The 14521-nt window shown below is 73.5% G+C and carries 15 protein-coding genes and 1 pseudogene; 11 read left to right on the top strand and 5 right to left on the bottom strand.

From position 1 onward, the window contains the following. Positions 1-111: 111 nt before the first annotated feature. Positions 112-747, bottom strand: coding sequence for a TIGR03085 family metal-binding protein (locus ACFPZJ_RS24440; protein ID WP_381025412.1), 636 nt, complete (start codon positions 745-747; stop codon positions 112-114). A gap of 132 nt (positions 748-879) precedes the next feature. Here ACFPZJ_RS24440 and hisI point away from each other — a divergent pair, with 132 nt between their 5' ends. The 11 genes and pseudogenes from hisI to lgt form a co-directional block, all read left to right on the top strand. Next, complete coding sequence (gene hisI, locus ACFPZJ_RS24435) at positions 880-1299, top strand: phosphoribosyl-AMP cyclohydrolase (protein WP_381025781.1); 420 nt, start codon at positions 880-882, stop codon at positions 1297-1299. Between the two features lie 11 nt (positions 1300-1310). Continuing rightward, complete coding sequence (locus tag ACFPZJ_RS24430; protein ID WP_381025409.1) at positions 1311-2846, top strand: anthranilate synthase component I; 1536 nt, start codon at positions 1311-1313, stop codon at positions 2844-2846. A 51-nt stretch (positions 2847-2897) separates the two neighbouring features. Then, the gene (locus ACFPZJ_RS24425; protein WP_381025406.1) at positions 2898-3539 is read left to right on the top strand and encodes a TIGR02234 family membrane protein; all 642 of its coding nucleotides are present in this window, start codon (positions 2898-2900) and stop codon (positions 3537-3539) included. 192 nt (positions 3540-3731) lie between these two features. Then, positions 3732-3983: an HGxxPAAW family protein gene (locus ACFPZJ_RS24420; RefSeq protein ID WP_381025403.1), complete on the top strand. Its 252-nt coding sequence runs from the start codon at positions 3732-3734 to the stop codon at positions 3981-3983. A gap of 91 nt (positions 3984-4074) precedes the next feature. After that, the gene (locus ACFPZJ_RS24415; RefSeq protein WP_381025400.1) at positions 4075-4509 is read left to right on the top strand and encodes a DUF2752 domain-containing protein; all 435 of its coding nucleotides are present in this window, start codon (positions 4075-4077) and stop codon (positions 4507-4509) included. A 176-nt stretch (positions 4510-4685) separates the two neighbouring features. Next, positions 4686-5495, top strand: a complete 810-nt coding sequence (gene trpC, locus ACFPZJ_RS24410; protein WP_381025397.1) for an indole-3-glycerol phosphate synthase TrpC — start codon at positions 4686-4688, stop codon at positions 5493-5495. A gap of 22 nt (positions 5496-5517) precedes the next feature. Then, positions 5518-5733: a tryptophan biosynthesis modulator TrpM gene (gene trpM, locus ACFPZJ_RS24405; protein ID WP_381025394.1), complete on the top strand. Its 216-nt coding sequence runs from the start codon at positions 5518-5520 to the stop codon at positions 5731-5733. A gap of 65 nt (positions 5734-5798) precedes the next feature. After that, positions 5799-7085, top strand: a complete 1287-nt coding sequence (gene trpB, locus ACFPZJ_RS24400) for a tryptophan synthase subunit beta (protein ID WP_381025391.1) — start codon at positions 5799-5801, stop codon at positions 7083-7085. After that, positions 7082-7900, top strand: a complete 819-nt coding sequence (trpA, locus tag ACFPZJ_RS24395; protein ID WP_381025388.1) for a tryptophan synthase subunit alpha — start codon at positions 7082-7084, stop codon at positions 7898-7900. The genes trpB and trpA overlap by 4 nt, the downstream gene beginning before the upstream one ends. Before the next feature lie 87 nt (positions 7901-7987). Then, on the top strand, positions 7988-8761 hold the full coding sequence (locus ACFPZJ_RS24390) for a DsbA family protein (RefSeq protein WP_381025385.1): 774 nt from the start codon (positions 7988-7990) through the stop codon (positions 8759-8761). Between the two features lie 84 nt (positions 8762-8845). Then, positions 8846-9665: pseudogene (lgt, locus tag ACFPZJ_RS24385) on the top strand (prolipoprotein diacylglyceryl transferase); the annotation flags it as partial. A 314-nt stretch (positions 9666-9979) separates the two neighbouring features. On the opposite strand, the gene ACFPZJ_RS24380 reads toward lgt, so the two are convergent. Genes ACFPZJ_RS24380 through ACFPZJ_RS24365 form a run of 4 tightly spaced genes read right to left on the bottom strand, consistent with a single transcriptional unit; the run spans position 9980 to position 14518 of the window. Then, a complete protein-coding gene (locus ACFPZJ_RS24380; RefSeq protein ID WP_381025382.1) occupies positions 9980-10810 on the bottom strand; it encodes an HpcH/HpaI aldolase/citrate lyase family protein in 831 nt (276 codons plus the stop codon). After that, entirely contained in the window at positions 10807-11994 is a 1188-nt protein-coding gene (locus ACFPZJ_RS24375) for a CaiB/BaiF CoA transferase family protein (RefSeq protein WP_381025379.1), read from the bottom strand. The genes ACFPZJ_RS24380 and ACFPZJ_RS24375 overlap by 4 nt, the downstream gene beginning before the upstream one ends. Continuing rightward, positions 11991-13355: an ADP-ribosylglycohydrolase family protein gene (locus tag ACFPZJ_RS24370; RefSeq protein WP_381025376.1), complete on the bottom strand. Its 1365-nt coding sequence runs from the start codon at positions 13353-13355 to the stop codon at positions 11991-11993. The genes ACFPZJ_RS24375 and ACFPZJ_RS24370 overlap by 4 nt, the downstream gene beginning before the upstream one ends. Then, the gene (locus ACFPZJ_RS24365) at positions 13343-14518 is read right to left on the bottom strand and encodes an ADP-ribosylglycohydrolase family protein (RefSeq protein WP_381025373.1); all 1176 of its coding nucleotides are present in this window, start codon (positions 14516-14518) and stop codon (positions 13343-13345) included. The genes ACFPZJ_RS24370 and ACFPZJ_RS24365 overlap by 13 nt, the downstream gene beginning before the upstream one ends. Positions 14519-14521: the final 3 nt, after the last annotated feature.

Raw genomic sequence — 14521 nt, 5'->3', positions numbered from 1 at the left:
GGTGGGCCCGCGCGGCGGTCAGCGCTGGGCGGCCTCCCCGCCCCGCGCACCCGCGCGACCCTCGCGCGCCGACCCGGCGGGCCCGGCCATGCCGCTCCGGCCGGGCTCGGCTCAGATCCCGAGCTGCTTGGTCTCGTGGAGCTTCGCGATCGCGTTCTCGTCGCCGTCCAGCTCCACCTTCGCGGCGTTCTGCCGGCCGTAGAGGAACAGGACCAGCTCGGACGGCTCACCGGTCACCGTGACCACCGGCGTACCGCGCTGGGCGACCGCCGTCTGGCCGTCCGGACGGCGCAGCACCAGGCCGGTCGGGACGCCCCGGCCCATCAGCCGGGCGCTGCGCTCCAGCCGGGACCACAGCGCGTCCTGGAAGACCGGGTCGAGCTCGCGCGGCGCCCAGTCGGGCTGGGCACGCCGGACGTCCTCGGTGTGGACGTAGTACTCGACGAGGTTCGACAGCTCGTCGACCGGCTTGAACGAGAAGGGCGAGAAGCGCGGCGGGCCCGTACGGATCAGCTGGATCAGCTCCTCGTACGGCTTCTCGGTGTACTCCGCCATCACCCGGTCCAGGCGCGGCGCGAGCTGCTTGATCAGTATCCCGCCGGCGGCGTCCGGGCGGCGCTCGCGCACCACGACGTGCGCGGCGAGGTCCCGGGTCGTCCAGCCCTCGCACAGGGTCGGCGCCTCAGGGCCCGCGGTCTCCAACAGATCGGCGAGAAGAAGTCGTTCACGCTTGGCATGGGTCGACATGGAGTCAGCCTACGACCGGGTATGCGCGACGCCCACCCGTCGCCGGGCACCGCCCCGCCGTTCGGCGCCCCGGGGCGCCGCCTCTTCCGATCGGTGGACACCGCGCCGGGCCTGTCGGCGCCGCGCGGCACAATGGTCGGCATGACCAGCTCGTCCTCCCAGCGGCCCAGCCGCCTCGCCCCGGAGATCGCCGCGCGCCTCAAGCGCAGCGCCGACGGCCTCCTGCCCGCCATCGCCCAGCAGTACGACACCGGAGAGGTGCTGATGCTGGGCTGGATGGACGACGAGGCGCTGCACCGCACGCTGACCACCGGTCGCTGCACGTACTGGTCGCGCAGCCGCCAGGAGTACTGGGTGAAGGGCGACACCTCGGGGCACGTCCAGCGGGTCAAGTCCGTCGCCCTCGACTGCGACGCCGACACGGTCCTCGTCAAGGTCGACCAGGTCGGCGCCGCCTGCCACACCGGCGCCCGCACCTGCTTCGACGCCGACGTGCTGCTCAAGGACGCCGGCAGCGGCGCCGGTTCCGGCGCACCCGCCTCGGATCAGTAAGGTCTGCCGCCATGGACCTCGAGACGTTCCGCAAGCTCGCCACCGACCGCCGGGTCATCCCGGTCACCCGCAAGCTCCTCGCCGACGGCGACACCCCGGTCGCGCTCTACCGCAAGCTCGCCGCCGAGCGCCCCGGCACCTTCCTGCTGGAGTCCGCCGAGAACGGACGCGCCGCGTTTCAGTGGTCCCGCTACTCCTTCGTGGGAGTGCGCAGCGCAGGCACCCTGACCGAACGCGACGGGCAGGCCCACTGGCTCGGCACCCCGCCCGTCGGCGTCCCGCTCGACGGCGATCCGCTCACCGCCCTGCGCGCCACCATCGAGGCCCTGCACACCCCCCGCGACCTCGCCCACGACCTGGGCCTGCCGCCCTTCACCGGCGGCATGGTCGGCTACCTCGGCTACGACATCGTCCGCCGCCTGGAGAAGATCGGCCCCGGCGAGCGCGACGATCTGAAGCTACCCGAGCTGACCATGCTGCTCACGAGCGACCTGGCCGTCATGGACCACTGGGAGGGCTCGGTCCTGCTGATCGCCAACGCGATCAACCACAACGACCTCGACACCGGCGTCGACGAGGCCTACGCGGACGCGGTCGCCCGCCTCGACGCCATGGAGGCCGACCTGTCGCGCGCGGTGGCCCAGCCCCCGGCCGTGCTGCCGCCCTCCGAACTGCCCGAGTACACCGCGCGGTGGGGCGGCCCCGACTTCCAGCAGGCCGTCGAGGACATCAAGGAGCGCATCCGGGCCGGCGAGGCCTTCCAGGTCGTCCCCTCCCAGCGCTTCGAAACGCCGTGCACGGCGAGCGCACTGGACGTCTACCGGGTGCTGCGGGCCACCAACCCGTCCCCGTACATGTACCTGTTCCGTTTCCCCTGCGGCGACGGAAGTGCCTTCGACGTCGTCGGCTCCTCCCCGGAGGCGCTGGTCAAGGTCGAGGACGGGCAGGCGATGGTCCACCCCATCGCCGGCACGCGGTGGCGCGGCGCCACCCCCCAGGAGGACCAGGCCCTCGCCGACGAACTCCTCGCCGACCCCAAGGAGCGCGCCGAGCACCTCATGCTTGTCGACCTGGGCCGCAACGACCTGGGGCGGGTCTGCGAGCCGGGCTCGGTAGAGGTCGTCGACTTCATGTCCATCGAGCGGTACTCGCACGTCATGCACATCGTCTCGACGGTGACGGGCCGGGTGGCGGCGGGCCGCACCGCCTTCGACGTGCTCACGGCCTGCTTCCCCGCCGGCACCCTCTCCGGCGCCCCGAAGCCGCGCGCCATGCAGATCATCGACGAACTGGAGCCGTCCCGGCGCGGGTTGTACGGCGGCTGCGTCGGCTACCTCGACTTCGCGGGCGACTCCGACACCGCCATCGCCATCCGTACGGCCCTGCTGCGGGACGGCACCGCGTACGTCCAGGCCGGTGCGGGCATCGTCGCCGACTCCGACCCGGTCGCCGAGGACACCGAGTGCCGCAACAAGGCGGCGGCGGTCCTGAGGGCCGTGCACACCGCGAACCGGCTGGGGCGGCAGGGCACGCCGCGGGGGCGGTAGGACGCGTCTCACGGAGCCCCGGGTGCGGGTTCGTCCGGGGTTCAGGCGATAGTGGAGTACGTGACTGCTGCACCTGAGCCCCGTTCCCAAGCCTCCGGATCCGCCCGGGCCGGCCGCCTGAGCCTCGCCGCCGCGCTGCTGTGCGGTGCGCTGGGCGCGGCCGTGGCGCTGCTCGCCACCCGGCAGCGCTGGTCGGAGGGCACCGCGACGGTGGCCGGCGGCGCGTTCCCCCTGACCGCCAAGGGCAGCGACGTCACGGGCGTCCCCGCGGCCCTGGCCATAGTGGGCCTCGCCGCGCTCGTCGCCGTGTTCGCCGTGCGCCGTGCCGGGCGCCTCGTGGTCGCCGTGCTGCTCACCCTGTCCGGCCTGGGCACCGTGGCCGCGGCCCTGCTCGGCGCCTCCGACAGCTCCGCCCTCGACGAGAAGGCCGCGCAGGCCTCCGGCGACACCGCCGCCACCGTGGACGCCCTCACCCACACGGCCTGGCCGTACGTCGCGGCCGTGGGCGGCGCCCTGATCCTCCTGGCGGGACTGCTCGCCCTGCGCTACGGCCGGCTGTGGCCCGCCATGTCCGGCCGGTACGAACGCGGCGGCGCCCCCCGTCCGCGCCGCCGCGCCCCGGCCGTCGACCCCGACCGGCCCGAGGAACTGTGGAAGGCGCTGGACCGGGGCGAGGACCCGACCGGGGCGTAGGCACGCCGAGGCGAGGACCCGGCCGGGCGCGGACACGCCGACCGTGAGGATGCCGCCGGGACGCGGGTCCGTCGGCCGTTCGCGCACGGGGACCAGCACGGGGGCCACCCCCGCTCACCGCACGCGCGCGCGTGCGGGACAATGAGCACGAGCGTCCTGCTCAGACACGCACACAGCAACGAGGAGCAAGCAATGGCGGGCAGCAGCCACGGTCACACCCCGGCCGCCTGGACCGGTGTCATCATCGCCTTCATCGGTTTCTGCGTCGCGGGCGCGTTCATGGTGATGGACCAGCCGGTGGGCTTCTGGGCCGGCATCGGCATCACGCTCCTCGGCGCTGTCGTCGGCGGCATCATGAAGAGCATGGGCCTGGGACAGCCGAAGGACGCCCACCCGGTGCACCGGCGGACCGGCGAGGGCGCGCCGGCCCGCGTCGACGCCTGATCCGCGCGGCACCGACCCGCCGACGACTGCGCCGAGGGGCGGTTCCGGCACACGCGTGCCGGAACCGCCCCTCGCGCGCGTGCGGGGCACAATGCCTGACGTGAACGCCGACCGTCAGAGGGTGACACGCAGCCTGCCGGGGCGCCTGGCCGTCCCCGCCGGGGTGCTCGCGGCCGTCGCCGGGGCCTTCGCGTACGTGGGGACGGTCGACCCCCACGAGCCCGGCCACTACCCGGTCTGCCCGCTGCTGCGCTTCACCGGCCTGTACTGTCCCGGCTGCGGCGGACTGCGCAGCGCGCACGACGTCGTCCACGGGCACGTCCTGGCCGCCCTGCAGGACAACGCGCTGGCCGTCCTCGGCTATCTGGGGTTCGCCGTGCTGTGGACCGTATGGGTGGTCCGCGCGGTGCGGGGCCGGCCGCTGCGCATCGAGCCCGGGCCGGTGCTGTCGTGGAGCCTCGGCGTGTTGCTGCTGGTCTTCACCGTTGTCCGGAACCTGCCGTTCGGTGGCTGGTTGCATCCTTGATCAACTGGCGGATGTCCAGGTAGTGGGACCGCCGTCAACCGGATGCGGGGCCTTCGCCCTCCTCCGGATACCATCGCAGTGACCATCGGTTTCGCCCGATGATCCGCCCGAGGAGGCGGACCCCGCGGCGGAAACGACCGCTTCGACTTACGACCGTCTGGAAGGGGGCCGCTCGCGTGAGTGTGCTCGACGAGATCATCGACGGAGTCCGTGCCGACCTCGCGGAGCGGCAGGCGCGCGTCAGCCTCGACGAGCTCAAGGAGCGCGCGGCGAAGGCTCCCGCGGCCAAGGACGGGGTCGCCGCGCTCAAGGGCGACGGCGTCAAGGTGATCTGCGAGGTCAAGCGCTCCAGCCCGTCCAAGGGCGCGCTCGCCGCGATCGCCGACCCGGCCGGACTCGCCGCCGACTACGAGGCGGGCGGCGCCGCCGTCATCTCCGTCCTCACCGAACAGCGCCGCTTCGGCGGCTCGCTGGCCGACCTGGAGGCGGTCCGCGCCCGCGTGGACATCCCCGTCCTGCGCAAGGACTTCATCGTCACCTCCTACCAGCTGTGGGAGGCCCGGGCGTACGGCGCCGACCTCGCGCTGCTGATCGTCGCGGCCCTCGACCAGCCGGCCCTGGAGTCGCTGATCGAGCGGGCGGTGTCGATCGGGCTCACGCCGCTCGTCGAGGTGCACGACGAGGAGGAGGTCGAGCGCGCGGTCGACGCGGGCGCACGGATCATCGGCGTCAACGCCCGCAACCTCAAGACCCTGGAGGTCGACCGCTCCACGTTCGAGCGGGTGGCGCCGGAGATCCCCGACGACATCGTCAAGATCGCCGAGTCGGGGGTCCGCGGCCCGCACGACCTCATCGCGTACGCCAACGCCGGCGCCGACGCGGTCCTGGTCGGCGAGTCCCTCGTCACGGGCAAGGACCCGAAGTCCGCGGTCTCCGACCTCGTGGCGGCGGGCGAGCATCCCGCATTGCGGCACGGCCGAAGCTGATCACCCGGTAGGCTGAGCCCCGATGACCGTCTCGATCACCTTGCCGACCAGGGACCCGTATGCCCGCCTCGCGCGCGGCTGCCGTCCCCGGGGCTGCCGCGCGCCCGCGCGCAGGGTGCACGGCCGCCGGGTCCGCTACGTGATCGGCGACGAACCTGGGCAGGTCAACGGCCGTCGATGGCAGCGCGCCCCTCAGGGGCGCGGGGAAACTGCGCGACAAGCCACAGTCGGCCGGTAGCCGACCGTCACAGCCCCGCCCCCACGGCGATCAGTGTCCAACACACACTCACCGTGAGGTTCCGCATGCCCAGCCAGTTCTTCATCCCTGACCCGGAGGGTCAGGTCCCCAGCGCCGAGGGCTACTTCGGCGCGTTCGGCGGCAAGTTCATCCCGGAGGCGCTCGTCGCCGCCGTGGACGAGGTGGCCGTCGAGTACGACAAGGCCAAGGCCGACCCCGAGTTCGCCCGTGAGCTCGACGACCTGCTCGTGCACTACACCGGCCGCCCGAGCGCCCTGACCGAGGTGCCCCGGTTCGCCGAACACGCCGGTGGCGCCCGGGTGTTCCTCAAGCGCGAAGACCTCAACCACACCGGCTCGCACAAGATCAACAACGTGCTCGGCCAGGCCCTGCTCACCAAGCGGATGGGCAAGACCCGGGTCATCGCCGAGACGGGCGCCGGCCAGCACGGCGTGGCCACCGCCACCGCCTGCGCCCTCTTCGGCCTCGACTGCACCATCTACATGGGCGAGATCGACACCCGGCGGCAGGCCCTCAACGTGGCCCGCATGCGCATGCTCGGCGCCGAGGTCATCGCCGTGAAGTCCGGCAGCCGCACGCTGAAGGACGCCATCAACGAGGCCTTCCGCGACTGGGTCGCCAACGTCGACCACACCCACTACCTCTTCGGCACCGTCGCCGGGCCCCACCCCTTCCCGGCGATGGTCCGCGACTTCCACCGCGTCATCGGCGTCGAGGCCCGCCGCCAGCTCCTGGAGCGCGCCGGACGCCTGCCCGACGCGGCCATCGCCTGCGTCGGCGGCGGCTCCAACGCCATCGGTCTCTTCCACGCCTTCATCCCCGACGAGGGCGTCCGCCTCATCGGCTGCGAGCCCGCCGGGCACGGCGTCGACACGGGCGAGCACGCCGCCACCCTCACCGCCGGCGAACCCGGCATCCTGCACGGCTCGCGCTCGTACGTCCTCCAGGACGACGAGGGCCAGATCACCGAGCCGTACTCCATCTCGGCCGGTCTGGACTATCCGGGCATCGGGCCGGAGCATTCCTACCTCAAGGACACCGGCCGCGGCGAGTACCGCGCGATCACCGACGACGCCGCCATGCAGGCCCTGCGCCTGCTGTCGCGCACCGAGGGCATCATCCCGGCCATCGAGAGCGCCCACGCGCTGGCCGGCGCGCTGGAGGTCGGCCGGGAACTCGGCGAGGACGGGCTGATCGTGGTCAACCTCTCCGGCCGCGGCGACAAGGACATGGACACCGCCGCCCGCTACTTCGGCCTGTACGACACCGACGCCGAGGTCGCCGCCGACGCCGACACCGACACCGCCGAGATCGAGGGGGACGCCAAGTGAGCGGGAACATTCAGCTGCTGACCGACACCCTCGCCGCGGCGAAGTCCGAGGGACGCTCGGCGCTCATCGCCTACCTCCCGGCCGGGTTCCCGACCGTGGACGGCGGCATCGAGGCGATCAAGGCCGTCCTGGACGGCGGCGCCGACGTCGTGGAGGTGGGGCTGCCGCACAGCGACCCCGTCCTCGACGGCCCCGTCATCCAGACCGCCGACGACATCGCCCTGCGCGGCGGCGTCCGGATCGCCGACGTCATGCGCACGGTCCGGGAGGCCTTCGAGGCCACCGGGAAGCCCGTCCTCGTCATGACGTACTGGAACCCGATCGACCGCTACGGCGTCGAGCGGTTCACCGCCGAACTCGCCGAGGCGGGCGGGGCGGGCTGCATCCTGCCCGACCTGCCGGTGCAGGAGTCGGCGCTGTGGAGGGAGCACGCCGACAAGCACGGGCTCGCCACCGTCTTCGTCGTCGCGCCCAGCAGCAAGGACGAGCGGCTCGCCGAGATCACCGCGGCGGGCAGCGGCTTCGTCTACGCCGCCTCCCTCATGGGCGTCACCGGCACCCGCGAGACGGTCAGCTCGCAGGCCCGGGACCTGGTGGCACGCACCCGTGCGGCCGGCACCGGCCTGCCGGTCTGCGTCGGGCTCGGTGTCTCCAACGCCCAGCAGGCGGCCGAGGTCGCCGGCTTCGCCGACGGCGTGATCGTCGGCTCGGCCTTCGTCAAGCGGATGCTGGACGCGCCCGACCACGCGGCCGGTGTCGAGGCGGTCCGCGCGCTCGCCGCCGACCTCGCGAAGGGCGTGCGCCCGCAGGCATGATCCACCGCGCGGTCATACGGGTCCCTCGTACGGGTGGACCTGGGACCGGGGAGGCGCGCTGCGCCTCCCCGGTTCGTTCTGCGGGGTGTGAGCGAGAAGAACCGTGAGGGAAAGCGCACCGCCAGGGAGCGGCTGGCGGTCGAGCGTGAGAAGCAGAAGGCCGCGGACAAGCGCAGGCGCGCGCTGATCGTGGGCGCGACCGTCGCCGCCGTCCTGGGACTCGCGGCGGTGATCGGTGTCGTCGCCGCCAACGCCGGCAAGGACGACAGCGAGGCGACGGGCCCGGTCGTCGCGCCGTCCGGAGCACAGGGCAAGGACGGCCTGGCCATCGCGGTCGGCAAGGACAGCGCCAAGTCCACCCTCACGGTGTGGGAGGACTTCCGCTGCCCGGCCTGCAAGGCCTTCGAGCAGGCGTACCGCCCGGTCATCCACGAGCTGACCGAGGCGGGACAGCTGAAGGTGGAGTACCACCTGGTCCGGCTCATCGACGGCAACATGGGCGGCGCCGGCTCCGGTGCCTCGGCCAACGCCGCGGCGTGCGCGCAGGACGCCGGGAAGTTCGCCGCGTACCACGACGTGCTGTTCGACAACCAGCCCGCGGAGGCCGACGACGCCTACGCCGACAGCGACAGGCTCATCGAGCTGGCCGGCAAGGTCGACGGCCTCGACACCCCCGCCTTCCGCACCTGCGTCGAGGACGGCACGCACGACGGCTGGGTCGAGAAGTCCAACGAGGCCTTCCAGAAGGGCGGCTACTCCGGCACGCCGACCGTGCTGCTGGGCGACAAGAACATCTACCAGGACCAGACGATGACGCCGGCGAAGCTGAAGCAGATGGTCCAGGAAGCAGCCAAGGGGTAAGGCACATTCTCACCCGCCCGTTATGGAGCCGTAGCCGGGCTGCCTGCCGCGCCCGCGGTCCGGCACGGTAGCGTCGACCTTGCCATGGAACTTGCCTACATTCCCAGCCCGTCGCGCGGGGTGATCCACCTCGGCCCCATTCCGCTGCGCGGCTACGCCTTCTGCATCATCATCGGCGTCTTCGTCGCCGTCTGGCTCGGCAACAAGCGCTGGATCGCCCGCGGCGGGCGGGCCGGCACGGTGGCCGACATCGCGGTCTGGGCCGTGCCCTTCGGTCTCGTCGGCGGCCGGCTCTACCACGTGATCACGGACTACGAGCTGTACTTCAGCGAGGGCCGTGACTGGGTGGACGCCTTCAAGATCTGGGAGGGCGGCCTCGGCATCTGGGGCGCCATCGCGCTCGGTGCGCTCGGCGCGTGGATCGGCTGCCGACGCCGGGGCATCCCGATGCCCGCGTACGCCGACGCCGTCGCGCCGGGCATCGCCCTCGCGCAGGCGATCGGCCGCTGGGGCAACTGGTTCAACCAGGAGCTGTACGGGCGGCCCACGGACGTGCCGTGGGCGCTGGAGATCACGTCCTCGGCGGACGGGCGGGTTCCGGGCACCTACCACCCGACGTTCCTCTACGAGTCCCTGTGGTGCATCGGCGTCGCGCTCCTGGTCATCTGGGCCGACCGCCGCTTCAGGCTGGGCCATGGCCGGGCTTTCGCGCTGTACGTCGCCGCGTACTGCGTGGGCCGCTTCTGGATCGAGTACATGCGGGTCGACGACGCCCACCACATCCTCGGCCTGCGGCTGAACAACTGGACCGCGATGTTCGTGTTCATCCTCGCGGTGATCTACATGGTGCTGTCGGCGAGGAGGCGGCCGGGCCGGGAAGCCGTGGTGGAGCCGGGTGCCTCCGACGGGGGAGCCGACGGGGCGTCCCCCACGGATGGGGACGAGGAGGCCGCCGCGGAGTTCTCCGACAAGGAGTCCGCGGGCGAGCCCGGGCGGAAGTCCGCAGGGCAGTCGGGCTCGAAGTCCGAAGGGGCGTCCGACTCGAAGGCCGCAGAGACGTCCGGGCCGGAGTCCGGGGACACCTCCGGTGACGAGTCCGGGGAGCAGGAAGACGTGAAGGACGGGGCCGAGTCGGCGAAGAAGAGCTGACGGCCGCGTGAACGACGCCGAGGGCGCCCGGGTTGCCGGGCGCCCTCGGCGTCGTCCGGCGCGGGGGCGTCAGGTCCTGCGGGCCAGTGCCAGCGTGCGGCGGGCTTCCGCCACCACCGCCGCGTCGACGAACCTCCCGTCGGGGAGCGCCTGGGCGCCCTGCTGGGCGGTTGCGGCCTTGATGATCGTCTCCGCCCGTTCGGTCTCCTCCTGGGTGGGCAGGTAGGCCCGCTCGATCACCGGCAGCTGCCGGGGGTGGACGGCGGCCCGGCCCAGGAAGCCGAGGGAGCGGCCGTGGGCGCAGGAGGCGGCAAGGCCCGCCAGGTCACGGGTGTCCGGATGGACCGACTGCGCCGGCGGGGGCAGGCCGGCCGCCCGGGCGGCCACGACCACGCGGGAGCGGGACCAGTCCAGGCCCGCGTCGTCGCGGACGCCCAGGTCGGCGCGCAGGTCGGTCTCTCCGAGCGCGATGCCGCGCAGGGCGGACTGGGCCGTGGCGACGGCGAAGGCGCGCTCCACGCCGAGCGCCGTCTCCAGCAGGGCGTACAGCGCAAGCTCCCCGCCGCCGGCGGGGACCGCGCGTCGGGCGACGCCTGCGACCTCCGCGGGAGAGGTCACCTTGGGCAGCCGGAGGGCGGACAGGCCCGGGGCCGGGGCGATGGCGGCGAGGTCCGCTTCCGCCCAGGGCCCGTCCAGGGCGTTGACGCGGACGTGCACCGGGACGGGCTGCCGGTCACGGAGCAGTTCGGCCGTGGCCTGGCGGGCGTAGGCCTTGCGGTCGGGGGCGACCGCGTCCTCCAAATCGATCACGACGACGTCGGCGCCGCAGGTGAGGGCCTTGGCGACGACGTGCGGTCGGTCGCCCGGGGCGTACAGCCAGGTCAGCGGGACGGCCGTCACAGGGCGCCCTCCGCCCGCAGGGCGGCCAACTCGTCCGGGGTGAGGCCCAGTTCCGTCAGGACCTCGTCCGTGTCCGCGCCGTGCGGCCGGCCCGCCCAGCGGATCGCCCCGGGCGTGGCGGACAGGCGGAAGAGGACGTTCTGCATGCGGAGCGGGCCCAGTTCCGGGTCGTCGACGGTGGTGATGGTGTCCAGGGCCCGGTACTGCGGGTCCGCCATCACGTCGCGTACGTCCTGCACCGGGGCGACCGCCGCCTCGGCCTTCTCGAAGGCCGCGAGGACCTCCGTACGGGTGCGGCCGGCGATCCAGGCGCCGACCGCCTCGTCGAGGACGTCGGCGTGCCGGGCCCGGTCGGCGCCCGTCGCGAACCACGGTTCGTCGATCAGCTCGGGGCGGCCGACCAGGCGCATCACGCGCTCGGCGACCGACTGGGCGGAGGTCGAGACGGCGACCCAGGTGCCGTCCGCGGTGCGGTAGATGCCGCGCGGGGCGTTGTTCTGGGAGCGGTTGCCGGTGCGGGGCTGGACGTGGCCGAGCTGGTCGTACCAGAGCGGCTGGGGGCCGAGGGCGGTCAGGATCGGCTCGATCAGGGCCAGGTCGACGATCTGCCCCTCGCCGGTGCGGTCGCGGGCGGCGAGCGCGGTGAGCACCGCGTACGCCGTGGTCAGACCCGCGATCGAGTCGGCCAGCCCGAAGGGCGGGAGGGTCGGCGGCGCGTCCGGCTCCCCGGTGATCGCGGCGAAGCCGCTCATGGCCTCGGCGAGCGTGCCGAAGCCGGGGCGGTGCGCGTACGGGCCGAACTGGCCGAAGCCGGTGACCCGGGCCAGGACCAGGCGGGGGTTGGCGGCCGACAGCTCGGGCCAGCCCAGGTCCCACTTCTCCAGGGTGCCGGGGCGGAAGTTCTCGATGACCACGTCGGCGGTGGCGGCCAGGCGCAGCAGGGTGGCGCGGCCCCCCGGTGTGGACAGGTCGAGGGTGATGGTGCGCTTGTTGCGGCCGAGCAGTTTCCACCACAGGCCCACGCCGTTCTTCGACGGGCCGTGGCCGCGCGAGGGGTCGGGCTTGGCCGGGTGCTCGACCTTGACGACGTCCGCGCCGAAGTCGCCGAGCAGTGTCGCGGCGAGCGGGCCGGCGAAGAGGGTGGCGAGGTCGAGGACGCGCAGGCCGGTGAGGGGGGCGGTCATGAGCGACGGGTCTCCTGGTGCGTGAGGTGGGCGAGCGCGTCGAAGCCGATGCCGTCGAAGTCGCCGACGGACGTGGACAGTCGGTTCTTGAGGGGGGCGGTCCAGTGGTCGGGGAGCGCCGCGGGGTGTCCGGCCAGCAGGGCCGCGATGCTGCCGGCCGTCGCGCCGTTGGAGTCCGTGTCCCAGCCCCCGGACACCGCACGGCAGATGGAGCCGGTGAAGTCGCCGTCGGCGTGGGTGAGGGCGGCGGCGACGAGGGCGGTGTTGGGGACGGCGTGCACCCAGTGGTGAGTCGCGCCGTGGGTGGCGTGGAGTTCGTCCACGACCGTGTCGAAGTCGTCGTGGGCCCGGGCCAGGTGGACGGCGTGGCGGACGGCGCGGGCCAGACGGGAGTTGGGGGGGACGACCGCGAGGCCGGTGCGCAGGCAGGCGTGCACGTCCTGGCCGCCGGTCGCGGCGGCGGCGATGGTGGCCGCCGCGAACATCGCGGCGTAGACGCCGTTGGCGGTGTGGGTGAGCGTGGCGTCGCGGTGGGCCTGTTCGGCGGCGGCCGCCGGGTCGCCGGGGTTGGTCCAGCCGTGCACGTCGGCGCGGATCAGCGCGCCGATCCACTCGCGGAAGGGGTTGCGGTGGCGGGCCGTGCGCGGGGGCTCCACCCCGGTGAGGAGGTTGCGGTAGGCGATGCGTTCGGCGGTGAAGGTGCGGCCGGCGGGGAGGTGGTCGAGCCAGGTGCGGGCCACGTCCGCGGTGGTGAAGTCCCTGCCGTGGCGTCGCAGCAGGAGCAGGTTGAGGAGCGGGTAGTTGAGGTCGTCGTCCTCGGGCATGCCGTCGATGTTCTCGGCGAGGGAGGTGGCCGCCGAGCGGCGGTTCCAGGGGTACCGCGCTGCCAGGTCCTCGGGGACTCCGCGGGCGGTGAACCAGGTGTGCAGGGGCCAGTTGCCGGTGGACCGGGCGAGTCGGCGGATGCCGTCGAGGGGGAGTTTCTCGACCGGCTTGCCGAGCAGGCAGCCGACGGCCCGGCCGAGCCATGCGGCCTCCAGGGAGGCTGCCGCTCCACCGGCGCGACGGCCCGCGGGCTGCGGCCAGCCGGGGCACAGCGACCTGATCCGCTCCAGGTCCGTCGGTTCGTCGTCCGCCAACCTGCTGGGCAGGTCGGCCAGTTCGTCCAGCAGGTCCTGCGCGAGCCGGCGCAGGTAGCGGGAGGCCGGTTCGGGGGAAGCACCCGCGCGCGACGGGGCCTCGCTGCCGCCCGCCGCTCGCCATCGCGCCGCGATCGCGGACGGTTCGCGGCCGTCCTGGACAGCCTGGCGCAGTTCGTGGCCGATGAGGTCCTCCGGCTGGACCCAGGTCAGTCGGAGCATGCCGGGCCTCCCAGCTCCGCGAACGCCCGCTCGTGGGCGCGGCGTCGGCGTACGTCGCGGGCGAAGACCTCCCGCGTCACCTCGGTGAGCGTGCGCGCCGGCTCCCACAGGTCCAGGCGGCTGGCCTCCCCGACCGCTTTCGCCCAGTCCTCCGGCACGGGTGAGCCCAGCGCCCCGGCCAGGGCGCCGGCCATCGTGGCGATGGAGTCGCAGTCGCGGCCGTAGTTCACCGCGCCCAGAACCGCGTGGCGGTAGTCGCCCCGGGCCACCAGCAGCATGCCCAGCGCGATGGGCAGTTCCTCGATGGCGTGCAGGCGGGAAGGGCGGCGGGCGCCCAGCGAGGGGGAGCGGTAGTCGGGGCCCACCGTGTCGTACGGGGCGACGGCCGCCCGCAGCGGGCGCAGCGCGGACTCGAAGTCCTCGTGGCGGGACGCCTCCTCGCAGACCCGCTCGATCGCCGCGCGGGTGCCGTCCTTGGCCAGCGACAGACAGGCCGCGACGACCGAGTCCGCAGTCGCGCCCGGTGCGCAGGCCGCCGCGACCGCCGCCGCGAGGACGCCGGCCGCCTCACGTCCGTACGACGACTGGTGGGCGCCCGCGATGTCCAGCGCCTCGGCGTAGGCGCCCGCCGGGTTGGCCGCGTTGATCAGGCCGACGGGGGCCATGTACATCGCGGCGCCGCAGTTGACGATGTTGCCGACACCGGCCTCCCGTGGGTCGACGTGGCCGTAGTGGAGACGGGCCGCCAGCCATTTCTCCGCCAGGAAGATCCGCTGCAGGGGCAGGGCCTCCGTCTCCAGTTCCGGGATCCAGCGCGGGGTCGTCATCAGGTCCGGGACCAGGTGGTCGGCGATCGCGTAGGCGTCCAGGTGGTCCCGGACCGTGCCGTAGACCCGGACCAGCGCGTGCGTCATCAGGGTGTCGTCGGTGACGTGGCCGTCGCCCTTGTGGTACGGGGCGAGGGGGCGGGCGGTGCGCCAGGCGTCGCCGTTCCAGGGACCGACGATGCCGTGGACGCGGCCGCCGTGCCGTTCGGTGATCTGCTCGGGGGAGTAGCCCTCGACGGGGCCGCCGAGGGCGTCGCCGACGGCGGCTCCCACGAGCGCGCCGGTGATCCGCTCGTCCAGAGGCACGTCCCGGCTTTCTTGGTATTTGGGCGTCATGCC

Source organism: Streptomyces bullii, assembly GCF_042657145.1.
Classification (GTDB): Bacteria; Actinomycetota; Actinomycetes; order Streptomycetales; family Streptomycetaceae; genus Streptomyces; species Streptomyces bullii.
Note: the sequence above shows the minus strand (reverse complement) of the source record. Positions and strands in the feature narration are given on the sequence as shown.

Excerpts from the sequence above, each read along its gene's own strand:
- ACFPZJ_RS24430 (WP_381025409.1), top strand. The coding sequence starts at position 1,311 with ATGGACCTCGAGACGTTCCGCAAGCTCGCCACCGACCGCCGGGTCATC.
- ACFPZJ_RS24375 (WP_381025379.1), bottom strand. The coding sequence starts at position 11,994 with ATGACCGCCCCCCTCACCGGCCTGCGCGTCCTCGACCTCGCCACCCTC.
- ACFPZJ_RS24365 (WP_381025373.1), bottom strand. The coding sequence starts at position 14,518 with ATGACGCCCAAATACCAAGAAAGCCGGGACGTGCCTCTGGACGAGCGG.
- ACFPZJ_RS24370 (WP_381025376.1), bottom strand. The coding sequence starts at position 13,355 with ATGCTCCGACTGACCTGGGTCCAGCCGGAGGACCTCATCGGCCACGAA.
- hisI (WP_381025781.1), top strand. The coding sequence starts at position 880 with ATGGTCGGCATGACCAGCTCGTCCTCCCAGCGGCCCAGCCGCCTCGCC.
- trpB (WP_381025391.1), top strand. The coding sequence starts at position 5,799 with ATGCCCAGCCAGTTCTTCATCCCTGACCCGGAGGGTCAGGTCCCCAGC.
- ACFPZJ_RS24440 (WP_381025412.1), bottom strand. The coding sequence starts at position 747 with ATGTCGACCCATGCCAAGCGTGAACGACTTCTTCTCGCCGATCTGTTG.
- ACFPZJ_RS24420 (WP_381025403.1), top strand. The coding sequence starts at position 3,732 with ATGGCGGGCAGCAGCCACGGTCACACCCCGGCCGCCTGGACCGGTGTC.
- trpM (WP_381025394.1), top strand. The coding sequence starts at position 5,518 with ATGACCGTCTCGATCACCTTGCCGACCAGGGACCCGTATGCCCGCCTC.
- ACFPZJ_RS24415 (WP_381025400.1), top strand. The coding sequence starts at position 4,075 with ATGCCTGACGTGAACGCCGACCGTCAGAGGGTGACACGCAGCCTGCCG.